This is a genomic window from Clavibacter tessellarius (genome assembly GCF_001618005.1).
GTDB lineage: Bacteria > Actinomycetota > Actinomycetes > Actinomycetales > Microbacteriaceae > Clavibacter > Clavibacter tessellarius_A.
On the sequence record NZ_LQXA01000034.1, the window covers coordinates 34,344 to 51,556 of the forward strand.

The window sequence follows — 17,213 nt, forward strand, 5'->3', positions numbered from 1 at the left end:
TCCGGGCATCCGGCGGCCGCGGTGCTGGGCGTTACAGTGGGCGAGGGGATCGCGGGCGCACGCCGGCGGGCACGCGACGAGGGGGATCCGGATGACCGAGACCACGCAGGGATCCGCTCCCGCTTCCGAGGCGCGGCCTCCCGTGCGCGTCGCCGTCGTCGACGACCACGAGTCGGTGCGCCTCGGCCTCAAGGCCGCGTGCCTCGACGCCGGCTACGAGTTCATCCTCGCCGCCGCCAACGCCCGCGAGCTCGTCGAGGGCCTCGTCGGCCGCGAGTGCGACGTGGTCGTCCTCGACCTGTCGCTCGGCGACGGCTCGTCGGTGACCGACAACGTCAAGGCCGCCCAGGGCACGGGCGCCGCGGTGCTCGTCCACAGCATCGCCGACCGCGTCGCGAGCGTCCGCGAGGCGCTCGCCGCCGGTGCCGCGGGCGTGATCCCGAAGTCGTCCGCCACGCAGACCGTCATGGCCGCGGTCGCCACCGTCGCGCGCGGCGACGTGCTCAACAACCTCGAGTGGGCCACCGCGATCGACGCCGACCGGGACTTCGCGAAGGCGCAGCTCGGCCGCCGCGAGCGCGACGTGCTCCACCTCTACGCCTCCGGCCTGCCGCTCAAGCTCGTGGCGCAGCAGCTCGGCATCGCGAACAGCACGGCCCGGGAGTACCTCGACCGGATCCGCGTGAAGTACGTCGAGGTCGGACGCCCCGCGCCCACCAAGGTCGACCTCCTGCGCCGCGCCGTGGAGGACGGCATCCTCCCGGGGCTGGACCAGGACGGCGGCGATGCCCGCTAGCCCACCGGCCAGCGCGCCGCTGAACGCGGCACCCGTGACGCGCGCCCGCGCCGGCGAGCCGCCGCGCACGCCCGACAACCCCATCAGCCTCGCCCGCATCGAGACGATCCTCGGCCGCGGCGCCGGCGCCTTCGGCCTCCTCTTCGCGCTGCAGTCCGTGCAGGTGATCGTCGAGCAGCTCGACGGCATGCGGCCCGCGTGGAGCGCGGTCTTCCTCACGCTCTTCTTCGGCGGCCTCGTCTGGACCTGCGTCGCCGGCGTGATCCGCCGCGGCGTGGTGCCGGCGCACGCGACGGTGGCCGTCGTGTTCGTCGCGGGCCTCGTCACGTGGCCCCTCGCCATCGAGCCGGCCACCTACGCGGCCATCCCGCAGCCGTTCCTCTACCAGGAGCTCACGGTCGCGACGACGTGCGCCGCGATGGCGTTCCGGCTGTGGATCGCGGTGATCTACACGGTCGCCGCGCCGCTGCTGCTCAGCGTCCTCGAGGTGCTCGTGCGCCACGGCGGCGTGACGCCCATGGACTCGTTCCTGCAGGCGCTCTACTCGATCATCCTGGGCGGGTCGGTCCTCATGCTCGTGACCGTGCTCCGGCAGGCGGCCCTCGGCGTGGATTGGGCGCAGGGCACGGCCCTCACGCGCTACTCGCACGCCGTCCGGCAGCACGCGACGGAGGTCGAGCGCGTGCAGGTCGACGCGATCGTGCACGACAGCGTGCTCACGACCCTGCTCTCCGCGGCGCGCACCGGGGATCCGGCCGGCCGCGAGCTCGCCGCCGTCATGGCCGCCAACGCCATGGGCCACCTCGCGGCCGCCGAGCAGGGCACCGACGAGGACGCCGCGGTCCCGCTGCGCGCCGTGGCGAAGCGCATCGTCGACGCCGCATCGGCGCTGTCCGCGCCCTTCGTGCTCGAGACGCGCGACCTCGGCACGCGCACCGTGCCCGTCGCGACGGCGGAGGCCATCTACTCGGCGGCGGTGCAGGCCATGATGAACAGCCTCCAGCACGCGGGCACGTCGGCCGAGTCCATCACGCGCCGCCTCGTGATCGCGGGCCACGGCGAGCAGGGCGTCGCCATCGACGTCGTCGACGACGGGGCCGGCTTCGACCAGCGGCGCATCCCCACCGAGCGCCTCGGCCTCCGCGTCTCCATCAAGGAGCGCGTGGCGCAGGCGGGCGGCGTCGTCACGATCGACTCGGCGCCGGGCGAGGGCACCGCCGTGCGCATCCGGTGGCCAGCGCCCGGCGACGGAGCGGGTCCCGGAGCGGGTCCCGGAGCGGTGCCCCGGGTCGCGGACGGCCCGGCGCCCGGCGAGGCCCCGGTCGACGGCGAGGGGAGCGCCCGGTGATCGTCGTGCCGCGCTCCATCATCCTGGGCCTCGCGGCGCTGTTCTCCGCGTACCACGTGATCCTCGGGCTCGTCGCCATCGCGGCCCCGGCGGATCCGGCCATCACCGTGCTCGCGATCGCCCTCTACGTGGTCGCCACCGGCATGAGCCTCTGGCCGAGGAGCCCCACGGTCATGCCGGCCTGGCTCGCGGCCTTCAACCTCGCGGTCGCCATCGTCATGCCCATCCTCGTCACCAGCCAGCTCACCGCCGGGGCGACGCCGCCCTTCTCGACCTGGCACATCGCGGCCGTGGGCACGCTGATGACGATCACGTCCGCGCGCCGCCGGCAGGGGTTCGCCTGGGCCGGCGTCCTGGTGCTCGCGATCCAGACGGTGCTCTGGGCGGGGCCGGGCGGGCTCGTCGACTACGGCGTCACGGGCAGCGCGCTGTGGGTGGCCGTCTCGCACGTCCTCGCGCACGCCCTGTCCAAGGCCGCCCGGGATGCGCGGCAGTTCCACCGTGCCGAGCGGGAGGCCGCCGACTGGCAGGCCGCGCAGGAGGCGCACCTCTACGAGCGGCAGTTCCGTCTCCGGCAGACAAGCCGCATGGCGGTCCCGATGCTCCGACGCATCGTCGAGACCGGGGGCGACCTGTCGCCCGAGGAGCGGCAGGAGTGCCTCTACCTCGAGGGCGCGATCCGCGACGAGATCCGCGGACGCACGCTCCTCAACGACGCCGTGCGGGAGGAGGTGATGCTCGCCCGCCGCCGGGGGACGGTCGTCACGCTCCTCGACGAGGGCGGCATCGACGACCTCGACGACGCCACGCGCGACGTCGTGCTCGACCGGCTCGCGGAGGCGGTGCGGGACACGCGCGCGGACAAGATCATCGCGCGGACGGTGCCCGAGGGATCCGACACCGCCGTGACGGTCGTCGGCCTCAGCGTCGCCGGGGACGGCAGCGCGAGCCTGCTCGGCAGCGAGGACCTCGACGACGAGGTCGACCTCTGGCTCGAGATCCCGCGCCCGCGCCCCTGACCCGCGGTCGACCGGGACGGTCGGAGGGGCGGCGTCCGGGTCCGGGCGCTGAGAGACGCGGAGGCCGGTGATCCACCGGACGCCTCCGCGCCTCTCCGGTCATCCCGATGACCCGAGCACCAGGATGATCCGCCCCCGGGCGTCGTCCGCTCACCACAGTTGGACGACGCCCTGTTGCGCGACCCGGGATCCGGGCCCCCCAGCACGACGAGTCTCACGGAGCGGGAGGGACCGGCCAAGTCGTCATTTCCGAGGACACGCGCGCCCGCACGATGTCCGGTCGGATCGGGCCGATCAGCCGGAGAAGCCGCGCCAGCGACCGGCCCCCGGCACCAGGGTGCCGCGGACCGTGCGCTGGGACCGCTGCCAGGCGTCGGGCGCCCGCCGGGCGGACTGCTCGACGGCGGGGCCGGCCGCGAGGGCGGCGAGCACCGCGGTCGCGGCCGCGAGCTCCTCCGCCGTGGGGGACCCGCCGAGCACCCGGAGGCCGCCGCCGACCGGCCGGGCCGCGGGGGATCCGGCACCGGAGGAGTCGCGCGCGTCGCTCACAGCGGGATGTTCCCGTGCTTCTTGGGCGGCAGGCTCGCGCGCTTGGTGCGCAGCGCCCGGAGCGCCTTGACGACCGACGCGCGCGTGGCGGCCGGCTGGATCACGTTGTCGAGCTCGCCGCGCTCGGCCGCGAGGAACGGGCTCGCGACGTTGTACGTGTACTCGTTCGCGAGGCGCGTGCGCACGGCGGCGACGTCCTCGCCCGCGGCCTCGGCGCGCTTGATCTCGCCGCGGTAGAGGATGTTGACGGCGCCCTGGCCGCCCATCACCGCGATCTCGGCCGTCGGCCACGCGAGGTTGATGTCGGCGCCGAGCTGCTTGGAGCCCATGACGATGTAGGCGCCGCCGTAGGCCTTCCGCGTGATGACGGTGACGAGCGGCACGGTCGCCTCGGCGTACGCGTAGAGGAGCTTCGCGCCGCGGCGGATGACGCCCGTCCACTCCTGGTCGGTGCCGGGAAGGTAGCCGGGCACGTCGACGAGCGTGAGGATCGGGATGGAGAACGCGTCGCAGAAGCGCACGAACCGGCTGGCCTTCTCGCCCGCCTCGATGTTGAGCGTGCCCGCCATCGCGTTCGGCTGGTTCGCGACGATGCCGACCGAGCGTCCCTCGACGCGGGCGAAGCCGACGATGATGTTCGGCGCGAAGAGCGGCTGCGTCTCGAGGAACTCGCCGTCGTCGACGACGAGCTCGATGATCGTCCTCATGTCGTACGGCTGGTTCGGGCTGTCCGGGATGATCGTGTCGAGCTCGAGGTCGCGGGCCGTGATCTCGAGGTCGGCCGTGCGCGGGAACTCCGGCAGCTCGGCGAGGTTGTTGTCCGGCAGGAAGCCGAGGAGGGTGCGCGCGTAGTCGAGCGCGTCGTCCTCGTCGCTCGCGAGGTAGTGGGAGACGCCTGAGACGCGGTTGTGCGTGAGTGCGCCGCCGAGCTCCTCGAAGCCGACCTCCTCGCCCGTGACGGTCTTGATCACGTCGGGGCCGGTGACGAACATGTGGCTGGTCTTGTCGACCATGATCACGAAGTCGGTGAGCGCGGGGGAGTAGACGGCGCCGCCCGCCGCCGGGCCCATGATGAGCGAGATCTGCGGGATGACGCCCGACGCGCGGGTGTTCAGGCGGAAGATCTCGCCGTACTTGCCGAGCGCGACCACGCCCTCCTGGATGCGCGCGCCGCCCGAGTCGAGGATGCCGATGATGGGCACGCCCGTCTTGATGGCGAGCTCCATGACCTTGATGATCTTCTCGCCCGCGACCTCGCCGAGCGAGCCGCCGAAGATCGTGAAGTCCTGCGAGTAGACGGCGACCTGGCGCCCGTTGACGGTGCCCGTGCCCGTGACGACGGAGTCGCCGTACGGCCGCTTCGCGTCCATGCCGAACGCGTGCGTGCGGTGGCGCACGAACTCGTCGAGCTCCACGAACGACCCGTGGTCGAGCAGCTGGTCGATGCGCTCGCGGGCGGTCATCTTGCCGCGCGCGTGCTGCTTCTCGATGGCGGCCTCGCCGCTCGCGGTGACGGCCTCGTGGTAGCGCCTCTTCAGGTCGGCGAGCTTCCCGGCGGTCGTGTACATGTCCGGGGCGGCGGCGCCCTCGTCTGGCTCGTGTGCAGTCACCCGCCTCACTGTACCGGCGGGTCGGGGCGCGGCCCTTGTGGGGAGTGCACAGAAGGTCGCGCGCCGGGGGTGCGGTCTCCTCCTGCTCGGCGCTCGGTACGGTGACCGCATGGACCTCCCGCTCAGCCGCCTCGCCGCCCCGCGGCTCCTCGCCCTCGACACCGCGGGATCCACCAACGACGAGCTGACGCGGCGGGCCGCGGGCGATCCGTCGGCGTGGCCCGACGGGTCCGTCGTCGTCACGCTCGATCAGACCGCGGGCCGCGGACGCCGGGGGCGCGTCTGGGTCGCGCCGCCCGGCCGGACGCTGGCCGTGAGCGTCCTCTGCGCTCCCGCGCGCGCCGAGCTCGACCCGGGCTGGCTGCCGCTCATGGCCGGGCTCGCGCTCGTCGAGACGCTGCGCGCGGTCGTGCCGGCGCCCGCCGTGGTGACGCTCAAGTGGCCGAACGACGTGCACGTCGATGGGCGCAAGGTCTCCGGGATCCTCGGCGAGCTCGTGTCGCCCGGCCGCTACGCGCTCGGGACGGGACTCAACCTGACGCTCGAGGAGGACGAGCTGCCCACGCGCACCTCCACGTCCCTGCGGCTCTCGGGCGTCGCCGAGCCGGACGGGGACGCGATCCTCGCAGCGTTCCTCCGGGCCTTCGGCGCGCGCCGTGCGGCGTGGGAGCGGGCGGGCGGCGACGCGCGCGCCGCCGGCCTCGCGGAGGAGCTCGCGCGCACGTGCGCGACCATCGGCCGCGACGTGCGCGTCGAGCTGCCGGGCGGCGGCGAGCTCCTCGGCCGGGCGACGGGGGTGGACGACCACGGTCGGCTCACCGTCGAGTCGGCCGGGGATCCGGCCGTGACGTCTGTCGCCGCGGGGGACGTGACGCATCTGCGGTATCAATGAGGCATGGCGCACACGGGTGACACGCAGCGGTACGCACCCGGGGAGGGCGGTCGGGCGCTGCCCGTCCGCGGCGGACGCCGGGCCCGGCGCAAGGCCGAGAAGGCGGAGCGCGAGCGCCTGGCCGAGGAGGAGGCCGGTCGTCTGACGGGCGTCCACGACGTGGATCCGCGCCTCGGCCGTCCCGTCGCCCCGCCCGCCGCGCCGACCCAGCAGATCCCGGCGGCGGAGCCCGAGCGCGTGCTCGTGCGGCTGCGGCCGCACGGCCGGGCGCTGACGATCCCCGTGCTGCTCCTCATCGCCATCTGCCTCACGGCCGGCTACTTCGGCGCGTGGTTCCCGGAGCCGTGGGAGAACGTGCTGCTGCTCGTGTCGCTCGCGGGCGTCGCGGTGTTCGTGACGCTGCTGCCCGTGCTCGTGTGGCTCAACCGCCGGTACACGGTGACGACCCGGCGCCTGATCATCTCCCACGGCTTCTTCGTGCGCACCCGCCAGGAGCTCCTGCACTCGCGCGGATACGACGTGACCCTCCGCCGCGGACCGCTCCAGCACCTGCACCGCAGCGGGAACGTCACCGTCAACGCGGGCCTCGAGTCGCCCGTCGTGCTGCGCGACGTCCCGTCCGCGCACCTGGTGGTGCAGGCGCTGCAGGACCTCATGGAGGAGAACGCGAACATGGTGGCGGAGCGCCGTCGCCAGGAGGAGTCGCGACGCGGCCGACCCGGGGATCCGATGTGGCGGCAGCAGGACGACGGCCGGGCGCCGTGGGGCGACGACACCGCGCCCTGGGAGCGCGGCTGAGGCGACGCCGCCGCACGATCGCGGGAGGCGCGTGCGCGCTGCGGGCCCGACCGCGATGCGGGAGGATGTGCGGTGGCGCGACGGCCGGGGACGCCGGTCGTCCGCGCCCGTCGCCGTGCCGCATCCGCGCGCCGCGCCCACCCACCTGGAGGAGGACACCATGACGCCCACCGTCGGAGTCGTCGGAGGCGGGCAGCTCGCCCGCATGATGATCGCGCCCGCCGTGGAGCTCGGCATCGGGATCCGCGTGCTCGCCGAGGCCGAGGGCATGTCCGCCGGCCTCGCCGCCACCGCCGTCGGCGACCACCGCGACCTCGACGCGGTCCGCGCCTTCGCGCGCGAGGTGGACGTGATCACCTTCGACCACGAGCACGTCCCGCAGCACGTGCTGCGCGCGCTCGTCGCCGAGGGCGTCGCGGTGCACCCGGGCCCGGACGCCCTCCTCGTCGCGCAGGACAAGCTGCTGATGCGCGAGCGGCTCGAGCAGCTCGGCGTGCCCGTCCCCGTCTGGGCGCAGGTCGCCGACCGGGACGCGCTCGCCGCGTTCCTCGCGGACAACGGCGGCGTCGCGGTCGTGAAGACGCCGCGCGGCGGCTACGACGGCAAGGGCGTGCGGGTCGTGCGCTCGGCCGACGACGCCGACGACTGGTTCCAGGCCCTCGACGCCGGCGACGCGCTGCTCGCGGAGGAGCTCGTGGACTACGCGCGCGAGCTCGCCCAGTCCGTCGCGCGTCGCCCGTCCGGCGACATCGTGGCGTGGCCGGTGGTCGAGTCCATCCAGCGCGACGGCGTCTGCGCGGAGGTCATCGCGCCCGCCCACGGCGCGACGCCCCGCCTCCGCGAGGCCGCCGAGGAGATGGCGCGCGGCATCGCCGAGGGCCTGGGCGTCACGGGCGTGCTCGCGGTCGAGCTGTTCGAGACGGTCGACGGCCGCCTCCTCGTCAACGAGCTCGCGATGCGGCCTCACAACACGGGCCACTGGTCGATGGACGGCGCCGTCACGGGCCAGTTCGAGCAGCACCTGCGCGCCGTGCTCGACCTGCCGCTCGGGTCACCCCGGCCGCTCGCGCCGTGGTCGGTCATGATCAACGTGCTCGGCGGACCGGAGACGGGCACCATCGCCGACCGCTACCCGCAGGCGCTCGCCGACCAGCCGGAGGCGCGGTTCCACTTCTACGGCAAGGAGCCGCGCCCGGGCCGCAAGGTCGGGCACGTCACGGTGGTGGGTGACGACCTCGACGAGGTCGCGTACCGGGCGCGGGCGGCGGCGGCCTTCTTCCGCGGCTGACGGGGACGGGCGGGGGCGTCCGCCGCGAGCGCACGGGGCGTCCGTCCGCGGGGGATCCGCGACGCGCGCGGCTGCGTGGCGCGACGGGGCGCCCAGCATCGCGCGCCTAGCATGGAGCCCGTGAATCCCGACACCTCGCCCCTCGTCGGCCTCGTCATGGGCTCCGACTCCGACTGGAACGTGATGGAGAAGGCGTCCGACGCCCTCCACGCGCTCGGCATCGCCCACGAGGTCCAGGTGCTCTCGGCCCACCGCACGCCCGAGCGGATGATCGCCTACGGCCAGGCCGCGCGCGAGCGCGGCATCCGCGTCATCGTCGCGGGCGCGGGCGGCGCGGCCCACCTGCCCGGCATGCTCGCCTCCGTCACGACCCTGCCCGTCATCGGCGTGCCCGTGCCGCTGAAGACGCTCGACGGCATGGACTCGCTGCTCTCCATCGTGCAGATGCCCGCCGGCGTGCCCGTGGCCACCGTGTCCATCGGCGGCGCGGAGAACGCGGGGCTCCTCGCCGCCCGCATCCTCTCCACCACGGACGCGCGCATCGCCGACGCCCTCGAGCGGCACCGCACGGAGCTGGCGGGGCTCGTGGAGCAGAAGGACGCCGCGCTGCAGCAGAAGGTCCAGCGGCGCACGTGAGCCTCACCCAGCCCATCCGGCACCCGGACACCGCGTCGCCGCGCATCATGACCACGCGGGCCTGGTGGCTCGTCGTGCTGAACGTGCTCATCCCGGGATCCGCCCAGGTGCTCGCGGGGAACCGCCGGCTCGGCCGCGTCGGGCTCGCCTCGACGCTCGTCGTCTGGGTGGTCGGCGTCGTCGCCGCGGGCCTCGCGCTCTTCGCCCGCGGTGCCCTGATCCAGCTGGTGTCCGAGGAGTGGGTGCTCCTCGCGCTGCAGGTGCTGCTCGCGGCCTACGCCGTGCTCTGGGTGGTGCTCGCGCTCGACACCCTGCGGCTCGCGCGCATCATCCGCGTCTCACCGCGGGCCCGGCCGGTCATCGCGGCCCTCTCCGTGCTGCTGATGGTGGGCACCGCCGGGTCCGCCGGGTACGCCGCCTACGTGGTGGGCGTCGGCCGCGGCGCCCTCGGCGGCATCTTCGGCGACTACGCCGGCGAGCCTCCCGTCGACGGCCGGTACAACATCATGCTGCTCGGCGGCGACGCGGGCAGCGACCGGGCGGGCCTCCGCCCCGACAGCATCACCGTGGTCAGCATCGACGCCGCCACGGGCCGGGCCACCATGGTCGGCCTCCCGCGCGACATGGAGGACGTGCCGTTCTCCGACGGGTCGCCGCTCACGGCGCGCTACCCGAAGGGGTACACGCACTGCGACGTCGACGCCTGCATGCTCAACTCCATCTACACGGAGGTCGAGGTCTACAAGCAGGACCTCTACCCGGACGCGAAGGCGAAGGGCAGCCTGCCGGGCATCGAGGCCATGCGCGAGGCCGTGCAGGGCGTGACCGGGCTCACGATCCAGTACTACGTGCTCATCGACATGCAGGGCTTCTCCGACATGGTCGACGCGCTCGGCGGCATCGACGTCGACGTGAAGCGCCGCATCGGCATGGGCTCCGGCCACGACGACAAGTTCCGTCCGGTGCCCATCCCCGAGTGGATCGAGCCCGGCCAGCAGAAGCTCGACGGCTACCACGCCCTCTGGTACGCGCGCTCCCGCTATCAGGCCAGCGACTACGACCGCATGACGCGCCAGCGCGAGGTGCAGCAGGCCGTCGTGCGGCAGTTCGACCCGGCCAACGTGCTCACCAAGTTCGACGCCATCGCGCAGGCCGGCACGCAGGTCGTGAAGACCGACATCCCGCGCGGCACGCTCGGCTCCTTCACGCAGCTCGCGCTGAAGACGAAGGACCAGCCGATCGACGACCTCGAGATCGTGCCGCCGCGCTTCAACTCGCAGAAGCCCGACTTCCCGGCGATCCGCCAGGCCATCCAGCAGCAGTTCGCGCAGGGCTCCGCCGGCTGATGCGTGCGGCCGGACCCGCTACAGGTCGGCGTGCAGCTGCCACACCTTCTCGGCCGCGTCGCGCCAGCTGAACGCGCGCGCCCGGTCCTGGCCCACGACCGCGAGCCGCTCGCGCGCGGCCGTGTCGGAGAGGAGGCCGCCGATGGCCTCGGCGAGGCGCAGGGGGTAGCCGTCGACGTCCTCCCGGGGCACGACGACGCCCGCGTCCGCCGCGACCTCGAGGAGCGCGGGCGCGTCCGAGTGCACGACGGGCGTGCCGAACGACAGCGCCTCGATCACGGGCAGCCCGAAGCCCTCGGAGAGGCTCGGGTGGACGAAGACCGTGGCACGGTCGAGGACGACCGCGAGGTCGCCGTCGGACAGGGAGCCGAGGCTGCGCACGCGCGACGGGTCGACGCCCGCCTCGTCCGCGACCTGGGCGAGCTCGACGTCGCCCCACGTCGCGGGGCCGACGACGAGGAGCGGCAGGTCGCCGGTCTCGGGGCGGACGAGCGCCTGCACGAGCGCCTGGACCCCCTTGCGCGGCTCGAGGCTGCCCACCGTGAGGAGGTAGTCGGCCGGCAGGTCGAGCTCCGCCGCACGCGCGTCCGGGTCCTCGGGCAGCGCGATGCGGGGGCTGACGGCGCCGCCGATCACGCGCACGCGGTCGCCCAGGTCGACGAACCGCGCCAGCTCCTCGGCCAGCGCGTGCGAGGGCACGACCACGGCGTCCGCGTGCTTGCGGGCTCGCTTCGCCATGGCCTTCGTCCACGAGACGGACGCGCTCGTCATGCTCTCGGGGTGGGTCCACGCGTTGACGTCGTGGATGGTCGCGACGATCTGGTCGTTCGTGTTCACGCGGTCGTGGCGGCGCAGCGGCGCCAGCAGGCTCGGCGCGTGCACCATGCCGGAGGTGCCGGGCGTGGGCAGGCCGAGCTGCCAGGCGCGCGACAGCTCGCGGCGGGGGAGCGGCACGCGCGTGATCCGGGCGAGGCCGGGCAGGCGCTGCTCGAGGTCGGCGGTCTGCTCGGGGGTGACGGCGGAGACGACGCCCTCGACCTCGCACCCGCTCGGGGTGGCGGCGATGACGGCGCTCGTCAGGTCCTCGGCGTAGCGGCCCATGCCGCCGGGGATGGGCCCGGTCAGCTGGTCGATGATCACGCGCAGCGTGGTGGTCACGATCCTCCATGTCGCGCGGGTGTCGGGCGGGCCCGCGGGAGGACCATCGTACCGGCGCGGGCGGCCGCGACCGGGGAGGAGCGCGCAGGGGCGCGGCGGGCTCAGCCCTCGCGCATCCGCTCGACGGCCTCCTTGGACGGGCCGTCGAACTCGACCCTGCCCGACCGGATGAGGATGCCGCGCTCGCACAGGTCCGAGACCATGTCGAGGTCGTGGCTCACGACCACGAGCGTCTTGCCCTGGTCGTGCAGCTCGCGGATCTTCGCGAGGCACTTGCGCTGGAACGGCTCGTCGCCGACGGAGAGGATCTCGTCCACCAGGAGGATGTCGACCTCGGTGTGGATGGCGACCGAGAAGGCCAGGCGCAGGAACATGCCCGAGGAGTAGTGCTTGACCTCGGTGTCGATGAACTTCTCGATCTCGCTGAACTCCACGATCTGGTCGAAGCGCGCGTCGATCTCGTGCTGCTCCATGCCGAGGATCGCGGCGTTGAGGTAGATGTTCTCGCGGCCGGAGAGGTCGGGGTGGAAGCCCGCGCCCACCTCGATGAGGCCGGCGATGCGGCCGCGGGCGAGCACCTCGCCGCTGTCGGGCTGGTACACGCCGGAGATGAGCTTCAGGAGCGTGGACTTGCCGGATCCGTTGAAGCCCATGAGCGCCACGGACTCGCCGGGCCGCACGGAGAAGCTGACGTCGTCCAGCGCGTCGAAGGTGGAGGCGAGGGGCTTGCGGCGGACGGCCGCGATGACGGTCTCCTTGATGGAGTGGGTGTGGCGGAGGAGGAACGACTTCCGCACGTGCTCGACGATGATGCGCGGGAGCGCGTCCGACTCAGAGGTCCTGGGCAAAGCGCCCCTCCAGCTTCTTGAAGACGAGCTGCCCGAGCAGGAGGCTCAGGAGCGAGACGCCGAGGGCGATGAACCCGTACATCCAGAGGTTCGGCGGCAGCTCGCCCGTGCCGCCCGTGGTCGGGTACCAGAAGGCCGCGTGGAAGAGCTCGACCGCGGCGGTGACGGGGTTCAGCTGGTAGATGACGAGCATCCAGTCCGGCAGCACCTTCGCGACCTGCGCGTACGGGTAGAGCACGGGGGAGGCCCACACGACGACCATCACGATGAGCTCGACGAAGTTCTGCGAGTCGCGGAACGACACGTTGGCGGCGCCGAACAGCATGCCGAGGCCGATGGCGAGCGTGCCGATGATGGCGATCGCGAGGAGGATGCCGAGCACCTGCACGGGCGTCGGCGCCCAGCCCACGAAGAGGCACACGACGAGGAGGATGACGAGCTGCGGCAGGAAGTTGACCAGCGCCACGAAGGTGCTGGACACCGGGAAGAGCTCGCGCGGCAGGTAGATCTTCTTGATCAGCGCGCCGTTGTCCACGAGCGACTTCGTGGAGTTGGAGAACGCCTCCGTGTAGAAGTTGATGAGGATGATGCCCGAGAACAGGTAGACGGGGTAGTTCACCTGGTTGCGGTTGAGCTGCAGGAAGATCCCCATCGCCACGAAGAACACCGCGAACTGCGCGGCCGGCTTCACGTACGACCAGAGCCAGCCGAGCACCGAGCCGCGGTAGCGGACCTGCACCTCCTTGCGCACGAGCAGGGAGAGGAGGTACCGCCTCCGGTACACGTCGAGGAGCCCCGCGCCCGTCCCGGGCCTCGAGAACTCCCGGGACTGGGAACTCGTCATGCTCGACACTTCGGTGGTGCCCTTCGGACTGCGTGGGGCTCGCACGGGGTGCGGAGCGGGTTCGGCTGCGGCGTCCGGGATCGGACCGGACACGAGTGTAGCCGTCAGCCCGCTCGGAGCACGCCGTGGGCGGCGGCGTCGGACAGGGCCTCCCGCCAGTCGCGGAGCGGTGCGAGGCCGATGCGCGCCCACGCGTCGTGCCCGAGCACCGAGTACGCGGGGCGCGGGGCGGGGCGCACGAAGGACGCGCTGTCGGTGGGGAGCACGCGCGCGGGATCGAGGCCCGCCGCCGCGAACACGGCCTGCGCGAGCCCGTGCCAGGTCGTCTCGCCGGACGCGGTCCCGTGGAACACGCCGGACGGGACCCCCGCGTCGACGAGCTCGACGATGCGGGCCGCCAGGTCGACCGTCCAGGTGGGCTGGCCGCGCTGGTCGTCGACGACCGACACCGTGTCGTGCGATGCGGCGAGACGCAGCATCGTGGACGGGAAGGACGGACCGCCCGCGCCGTACAGCCACGCGGTGCGCACGACGCTCGCGCCCTCCGGGTGGCCGGCGAGCACGAGGCGCTCGCCCTCGGCCTTGGTGCGGCCGTAGGCGGAGACCGGCGCGTGCGGGGTGTCCTCCGGGTAGGGGGTGGTGGCGGATCCGTCGAAGACGTAGTCGGTGGAGACGTGGACGATGCGGGCGCCGGCCTCCGCGGCGGCGCGGGCGAGGATCCCGGCGCCGGTCGCGTTGATCGCCCGCGCGTCCTCCTCGTGCTCCTCGGCGGCGTCGACCGCGGTGTACGCGGCGAGGTTCACGACGACATCGTGCCCGGCGACGGCCGCCCGGACGGCCGCCTCGTCGGTGATGTCGAGGTCGGCGCGCGCGGGTGCCGTCACCTCGTGCGCGGCGAGCGCGGGCAGGAGGTCCTGCCCGAGCATCCCGCGCCCGCCGGTGACGAGGACGCGGCTCACGCGGGCAGCTCCGCGCGCTGCTTCAGCGGCTCCCACCAGGAGCGGTTGTCGCGGTACCACTGCACGACGTCGGCGAGGCCCTGCTCGAACGGCACCTGCGGCGCGTAGCCGAGCTCGCGCTGGATCTTGGAGATGTCGACGGAGTAGCGCAGGTCGTGGCCCTTGCGGTCCTCGACGCGGTCGACGTACGACCAGTCGCGGCCGGTGGCGTCGAGCAGGAGCTGCGTGAGCTCGCGGTTGGTGAGCTCGGTGCCCCCGCCGATGTTGTAGATCTCGCCGGGCGCGCCCTGCACGAGCACGAGCGCGATGCCGCGGCAGTGGTCGTCCACGTGCAGCCAGTCGCGGATGTTGAGGCCCTCGCCGTAGAGCGGCACGTGCACGTCGTCGATGAGGTTCGTGACGAACAGCGGGATGACCTTCTCGGGGAAGTGGTACGGCCCGTAGTTGTTCGAGCAGCGCGTGATGGACACGTTCAGCCCGTGCGTGCGGTGGTACGAGCGGGCGAGCAGGTCGCTGCCGGCCTTCGACGCCGAGTAGGGGGAGTTGGGCTCGAGCGGACGCTCCTCGTCCCACGAGCCCTCCGCGATGGATCCGTACACCTCGTCGGTGGAGACGTGCACGAAGCGCGTGAGGTCGTGCCGGAGCGCGGCGTCGAGGAGCTTCTGCGTGCCGAGGACGTTGGTCTCCACGAAGATGCTCGCGTCGCGCACCGAGCGGTCGACGTGGCTCTCGGCGGCGAAGTGCACGACCGCGTCGACCTGCGGGATCCACTCGTCGAGCACCGCGTCGTCGCGGATGTCTCCGTGCACGAACGTGTAGCGCGGCGAGTCGCTGACGGGGGCCAGGTTCTCGAGGTTGCCGGAGTAGGTGAGGGCGTCGAGCACGACGACGTCGGCTCCCTCCAGCCCGGCGTAGTCGTCGGAGAGCGCGTGGCGCACGAAGTTGGAGCCGATGAATCCGGCGCCGCCGGTCACGAGGATCCTCATGGGGGATACGTCCTTCGGTAGAGGCGCCGGGCGGGCATCCGGCGTCGGGGAGCGGCCGCGGAGATCGAGGGCGGACCGCCCCGAGTGTACCCGCGGGTGCTCTCGGGGCCACGTCCCCGTGCGGGGGAGGCGGCGGGTCGTGCGGCCGATGCTCGGCGGGCGGGCGGGAGGATGCGTGCATGGCCGCCTCCCGCATCCGCGCGCTCCTCCGCGACGAGCGCGTCGCGTTCCTCCTCGTCGGCGGCTTCAACACCGCGTTCGCCTTCCTCCTGTTCGCGGGGCTCGCGGCGACCGCCGGCCGTGCCCTCGACGACGCCGGCCACCCCGTCCTCGGATCCCTCGTGCCGCTCGGCGGCAGCTACGCCGTGGCCGTTCTCGTGGCCTTCGTGCTGTACCGGCACCTGGTGTTCCGCGTGCGCGGACACGTGCTGCGGGACCTCGCGCGCTTCGTCTCCGTGTACGCGGTGTCCATCACGCTGAACGCGGTGTCGCTGCCGCTGCTCGTTGCGGCCGGCGTGCCGCGCCTGGTCGCGCAGGCGCTCATCGTGGTGGCGATCACGCTCATCAGCTACGCCGGGCACCGCTGGTTCTCCTTCCGCCGTCCGCGGGGCGAGGGCGGCCCCGGCCGCTGACCGCCCCGTTGCTAGACTCGGAGGCGTGCAGATCCGAGAGCTCGCCGTGCCCGACGGCTACGAGATCACCCCCGTCCAGCGCACCGACGACCGGGGTGTGTTCCTCGAGTGGTACCGGTTCGACGAGCTCGAGCGGGCGGTCGGCCACCCCCTCGATCTCCGCCAGGCCAACATGAGCGTCTCCAAGCGGGGCGTCGTGCGCGGCATCCATTTCGCCGACGTGCCCCGCGGGCAGGCCAAGTACGTGAAGGCCGTCGCGGGCGCCGTGCTCGACTTCATCGTGGACATCCGCGTCGGATCCCCGACGTTCGGGCAGTGGGACAGCGTCCGGCTCGACACGGAGACCCACAAGGCCGTCTACCTCTCCGAGGGCCTCGGGCACTGCTTCGTCGCCCTCACCGACGACGCCGCCGTCACCTACCTCGTGAGCGACGTCTACACCCCCTCGGCCGAGCACGGGATCGACCCGCTCGACCCCGAGATCGGCCTCGTCTTCCCCGAGGAGGCCGGCGAGCCGCTGCTCTCCCCGAAGGACACCGACGCCCCCACGCTCGCCGAGGCGGCGTCCGCCGGACTCCTCCCCACCTGGTCGGACATGCGCGCCTTCCACGACTCGCAGAAGGTGAGCTGACCCATGAAGGGCATCATCCTCGCCGGCGGCTCCGGCAGCCGGCTCTGGCCGATCACGAAGGGCATCAGCAAGCAGCTGATGCCCATCTACGACAAGCCGATGATCTACTACCCCCTGTCGACGCTGATGATGGCCGACATCCGCGAGGTGCTCATCATCACGACGCCCGAGTACAACGACCAGTTCCGAGCCCTGCTCGGCGACGGATCGCACCTCGGCATGCGCATCGAGTACGCCGTGCAGCCCTCGCCGGACGGCCTCGCGCAGGCGTTCGTCATCGGCGAGGAGTTCATCGGCGACGACTCCGTGGCGCTCGTCCTCGGCGACAACATCTTCCACGGGGCCGGCCTCGGCACGAGCCTGCGGAAGAACACCGAGATCGACGGCGCGCTGATCTTCGCGTACCACGTGGCGGATCCCACGGCGTACGGGGTCGTCGAGTTCGACGACGACTTCACGGCCCTCTCCATCGAGGAGAAGCCGACGGCCCCCAAGAGCGCGTACGCCGTGCCCGGCCTCTACTTCTTCGACAACGACGTGGTCGAGATCGCCAAGGGCATCCAGCCGAGCGAGCGCGGCGAGCTCGAGATCACGGCCGTCAACGACCACTACCTCCAGGCCGGCCGCCTCCGCGTGCAGGTGCTGGACCGCGGGACCGCCTGGCTCGACACCGGCACGTTCGAGAGCATGATGCAGGCCTCGGAGTACGTGAAGGTCATCGAGGACCGCCAGGGCTTCAAGATCGGCTGCATCGAGGAGATCGCGTACCGCGCCGGCTGGATCGACCGGGACGCCCTCGAGGAGCTCGCGCGGCCGCTCATCAAGAGCGGGTACGGGCGCTACCTCGTCACCCTGCTCGAGGCGTAGCCGCAC

Annotated in this window: 18 protein-coding genes; 11 read left to right on the top strand and 7 right to left on the bottom strand. The window is 72.9% G+C overall.

The window, feature by feature from the left end; genetic code table 11:
• Positions 1 to 91 precede the first annotated feature (91 nt).
• Genes AWH51_RS08710 through AWH51_RS08720 form a run of 3 tightly spaced genes read left to right on the top strand, consistent with a single transcriptional unit; the run spans position 92 to position 3,163 of the window.
• The gene (locus AWH51_RS08710; RefSeq protein WP_063071691.1) at positions 92 to 796 is read left to right on the top strand and encodes a response regulator transcription factor; all 705 of its coding nucleotides are present in this window, start codon (positions 92 to 94) and stop codon (positions 794 to 796) included.
• Positions 786 to 2,144 (top strand): sensor histidine kinase, encoded by a 1,359-nt coding sequence (locus AWH51_RS08715; protein WP_254654523.1) that lies wholly within the window; start codon positions 786 to 788, stop codon positions 2,142 to 2,144. The genes AWH51_RS08710 and AWH51_RS08715 overlap by 11 nt, the downstream gene beginning before the upstream one ends.
• Positions 2,141 to 3,163: a hypothetical protein gene (locus AWH51_RS08720; protein WP_063071692.1), complete on the top strand. Its 1,023-nt coding sequence runs from the start codon at positions 2,141 to 2,143 to the stop codon at positions 3,161 to 3,163. The genes AWH51_RS08715 and AWH51_RS08720 overlap by 4 nt, the downstream gene beginning before the upstream one ends.
• A gap of 294 nt (positions 3,164 to 3,457) precedes the next feature.
• Here AWH51_RS08720 and AWH51_RS08725 read toward each other — a convergent pair whose 3' ends face one another.
• Both AWH51_RS08725 and AWH51_RS08730 read right to left on the bottom strand, forming a co-directional pair.
• On the bottom strand, positions 3,458 to 3,712 hold the full coding sequence (locus AWH51_RS08725) for an acyl-CoA carboxylase epsilon subunit (RefSeq protein ID WP_063071693.1): 255 nt from the start codon (positions 3,710 to 3,712) through the stop codon (positions 3,458 to 3,460).
• On the bottom strand, positions 3,709 to 5,280 hold the full coding sequence (locus tag AWH51_RS08730) for an acyl-CoA carboxylase subunit beta (protein WP_063071694.1): 1,572 nt from the start codon (positions 5,278 to 5,280) through the stop codon (positions 3,709 to 3,711). The genes AWH51_RS08725 and AWH51_RS08730 overlap by 4 nt, the downstream gene beginning before the upstream one ends.
• Positions 5,281 to 5,431: 151 nt before the next feature.
• Between AWH51_RS08730 and AWH51_RS08735 the strand changes: the two genes are divergently transcribed.
• The 5 genes from AWH51_RS08735 to AWH51_RS08755 all read left to right on the top strand — a co-directional run bounded on the left by AWH51_RS08735 (position 5,432) and on the right by AWH51_RS08755 (position 10,282).
• The gene (locus tag AWH51_RS08735; protein WP_063071695.1) at positions 5,432 to 6,214 is read left to right on the top strand and encodes a biotin--[acetyl-CoA-carboxylase] ligase; all 783 of its coding nucleotides are present in this window, start codon (positions 5,432 to 5,434) and stop codon (positions 6,212 to 6,214) included.
• 3 nt (positions 6,215 to 6,217) lie between these two features.
• Positions 6,218 to 7,012 carry a PH domain-containing protein gene (locus AWH51_RS08740; protein ID WP_063071696.1) on the top strand — a complete coding sequence of 265 codons (795 nt, stop codon included), beginning with the start codon at positions 6,218 to 6,220 and terminating at the stop codon, positions 7,010 to 7,012.
• Between the two features lie 160 nt (positions 7,013 to 7,172).
• Complete coding sequence (locus AWH51_RS08745; protein ID WP_063071738.1) at positions 7,173 to 8,300, top strand: 5-(carboxyamino)imidazole ribonucleotide synthase; 1,128 nt, start codon at positions 7,173 to 7,175, stop codon at positions 8,298 to 8,300.
• Between the two features lie 111 nt (positions 8,301 to 8,411).
• Positions 8,412 to 8,936: a 5-(carboxyamino)imidazole ribonucleotide mutase gene (gene purE / locus AWH51_RS08750; RefSeq protein ID WP_063071697.1), complete on the top strand. Its 525-nt coding sequence runs from the start codon at positions 8,412 to 8,414 to the stop codon at positions 8,934 to 8,936.
• Positions 8,933 to 10,282 (top strand): LCP family protein, encoded by a 1,350-nt coding sequence (locus AWH51_RS08755; RefSeq protein ID WP_063071698.1) that lies wholly within the window; start codon positions 8,933 to 8,935, stop codon positions 10,280 to 10,282. The genes purE and AWH51_RS08755 overlap by 4 nt, the downstream gene beginning before the upstream one ends.
• Positions 10,283 to 10,300: 18 nt before the next feature.
• On the opposite strand, the gene AWH51_RS08760 is transcribed toward AWH51_RS08755, so the two are convergent.
• The 5 genes from AWH51_RS08760 to rfbB all read right to left on the bottom strand — a co-directional run bounded on the left by AWH51_RS08760 (position 10,301) and on the right by rfbB (position 15,077).
• On the bottom strand, positions 10,301 to 11,440 hold the full coding sequence (locus tag AWH51_RS08760; RefSeq protein ID WP_081235007.1) for a glycosyltransferase family 4 protein: 1,140 nt from the start codon (positions 11,438 to 11,440) through the stop codon (positions 10,301 to 10,303).
• Positions 11,441 to 11,541: 101 nt separating this feature from the next.
• Positions 11,542 to 12,288: an ABC transporter ATP-binding protein gene (locus tag AWH51_RS08765; protein WP_063071699.1), complete on the bottom strand. Its 747-nt coding sequence runs from the start codon at positions 12,286 to 12,288 to the stop codon at positions 11,542 to 11,544.
• Positions 12,272 to 13,141 (bottom strand): ABC transporter permease, encoded by an 870-nt coding sequence (locus tag AWH51_RS08770; RefSeq protein WP_081235009.1) that lies wholly within the window; start codon positions 13,139 to 13,141, stop codon positions 12,272 to 12,274. The genes AWH51_RS08765 and AWH51_RS08770 overlap by 17 nt, the downstream gene beginning before the upstream one ends.
• 95 nt (positions 13,142 to 13,236) lie before the next feature.
• A complete protein-coding gene (gene rfbD, locus AWH51_RS08775) occupies positions 13,237 to 14,091 on the bottom strand; it encodes a dTDP-4-dehydrorhamnose reductase (RefSeq protein WP_063071701.1) in 855 nt (284 codons plus the stop codon).
• Positions 14,088 to 15,077 carry a dTDP-glucose 4,6-dehydratase gene (gene rfbB / locus AWH51_RS08780; protein WP_063071702.1) on the bottom strand — a complete coding sequence of 330 codons (990 nt, stop codon included), beginning with the start codon at positions 15,075 to 15,077 and terminating at the stop codon, positions 14,088 to 14,090. The genes rfbD and rfbB overlap by 4 nt, the downstream gene beginning before the upstream one ends.
• Before the next feature lie 179 nt (positions 15,078 to 15,256).
• Between rfbB and AWH51_RS08785 the strand changes: the two genes are divergently transcribed.
• Genes AWH51_RS08785 through rfbA form a run of 3 tightly spaced genes read left to right on the top strand, consistent with a single transcriptional unit; the run spans position 15,257 to position 17,207 of the window.
• Complete coding sequence (locus AWH51_RS08785; protein WP_063071703.1) at positions 15,257 to 15,709, top strand: GtrA family protein; 453 nt, start codon at positions 15,257 to 15,259, stop codon at positions 15,707 to 15,709.
• A gap of 25 nt (positions 15,710 to 15,734) precedes the next feature.
• Positions 15,735 to 16,340 carry a dTDP-4-dehydrorhamnose 3,5-epimerase family protein gene (locus AWH51_RS08790; protein WP_063071704.1) on the top strand — a complete coding sequence of 202 codons (606 nt, stop codon included), beginning with the start codon at positions 15,735 to 15,737 and terminating at the stop codon, positions 16,338 to 16,340.
• A 3-nt stretch (positions 16,341 to 16,343) separates the two neighbouring features.
• Positions 16,344 to 17,207 carry a glucose-1-phosphate thymidylyltransferase RfbA gene (gene rfbA / locus AWH51_RS08795; protein WP_063071705.1) on the top strand — a complete coding sequence of 288 codons (864 nt, stop codon included), beginning with the start codon at positions 16,344 to 16,346 and terminating at the stop codon, positions 17,205 to 17,207.
• The last annotated feature ends 6 nt before the right edge of the window (positions 17,208 to 17,213 follow it).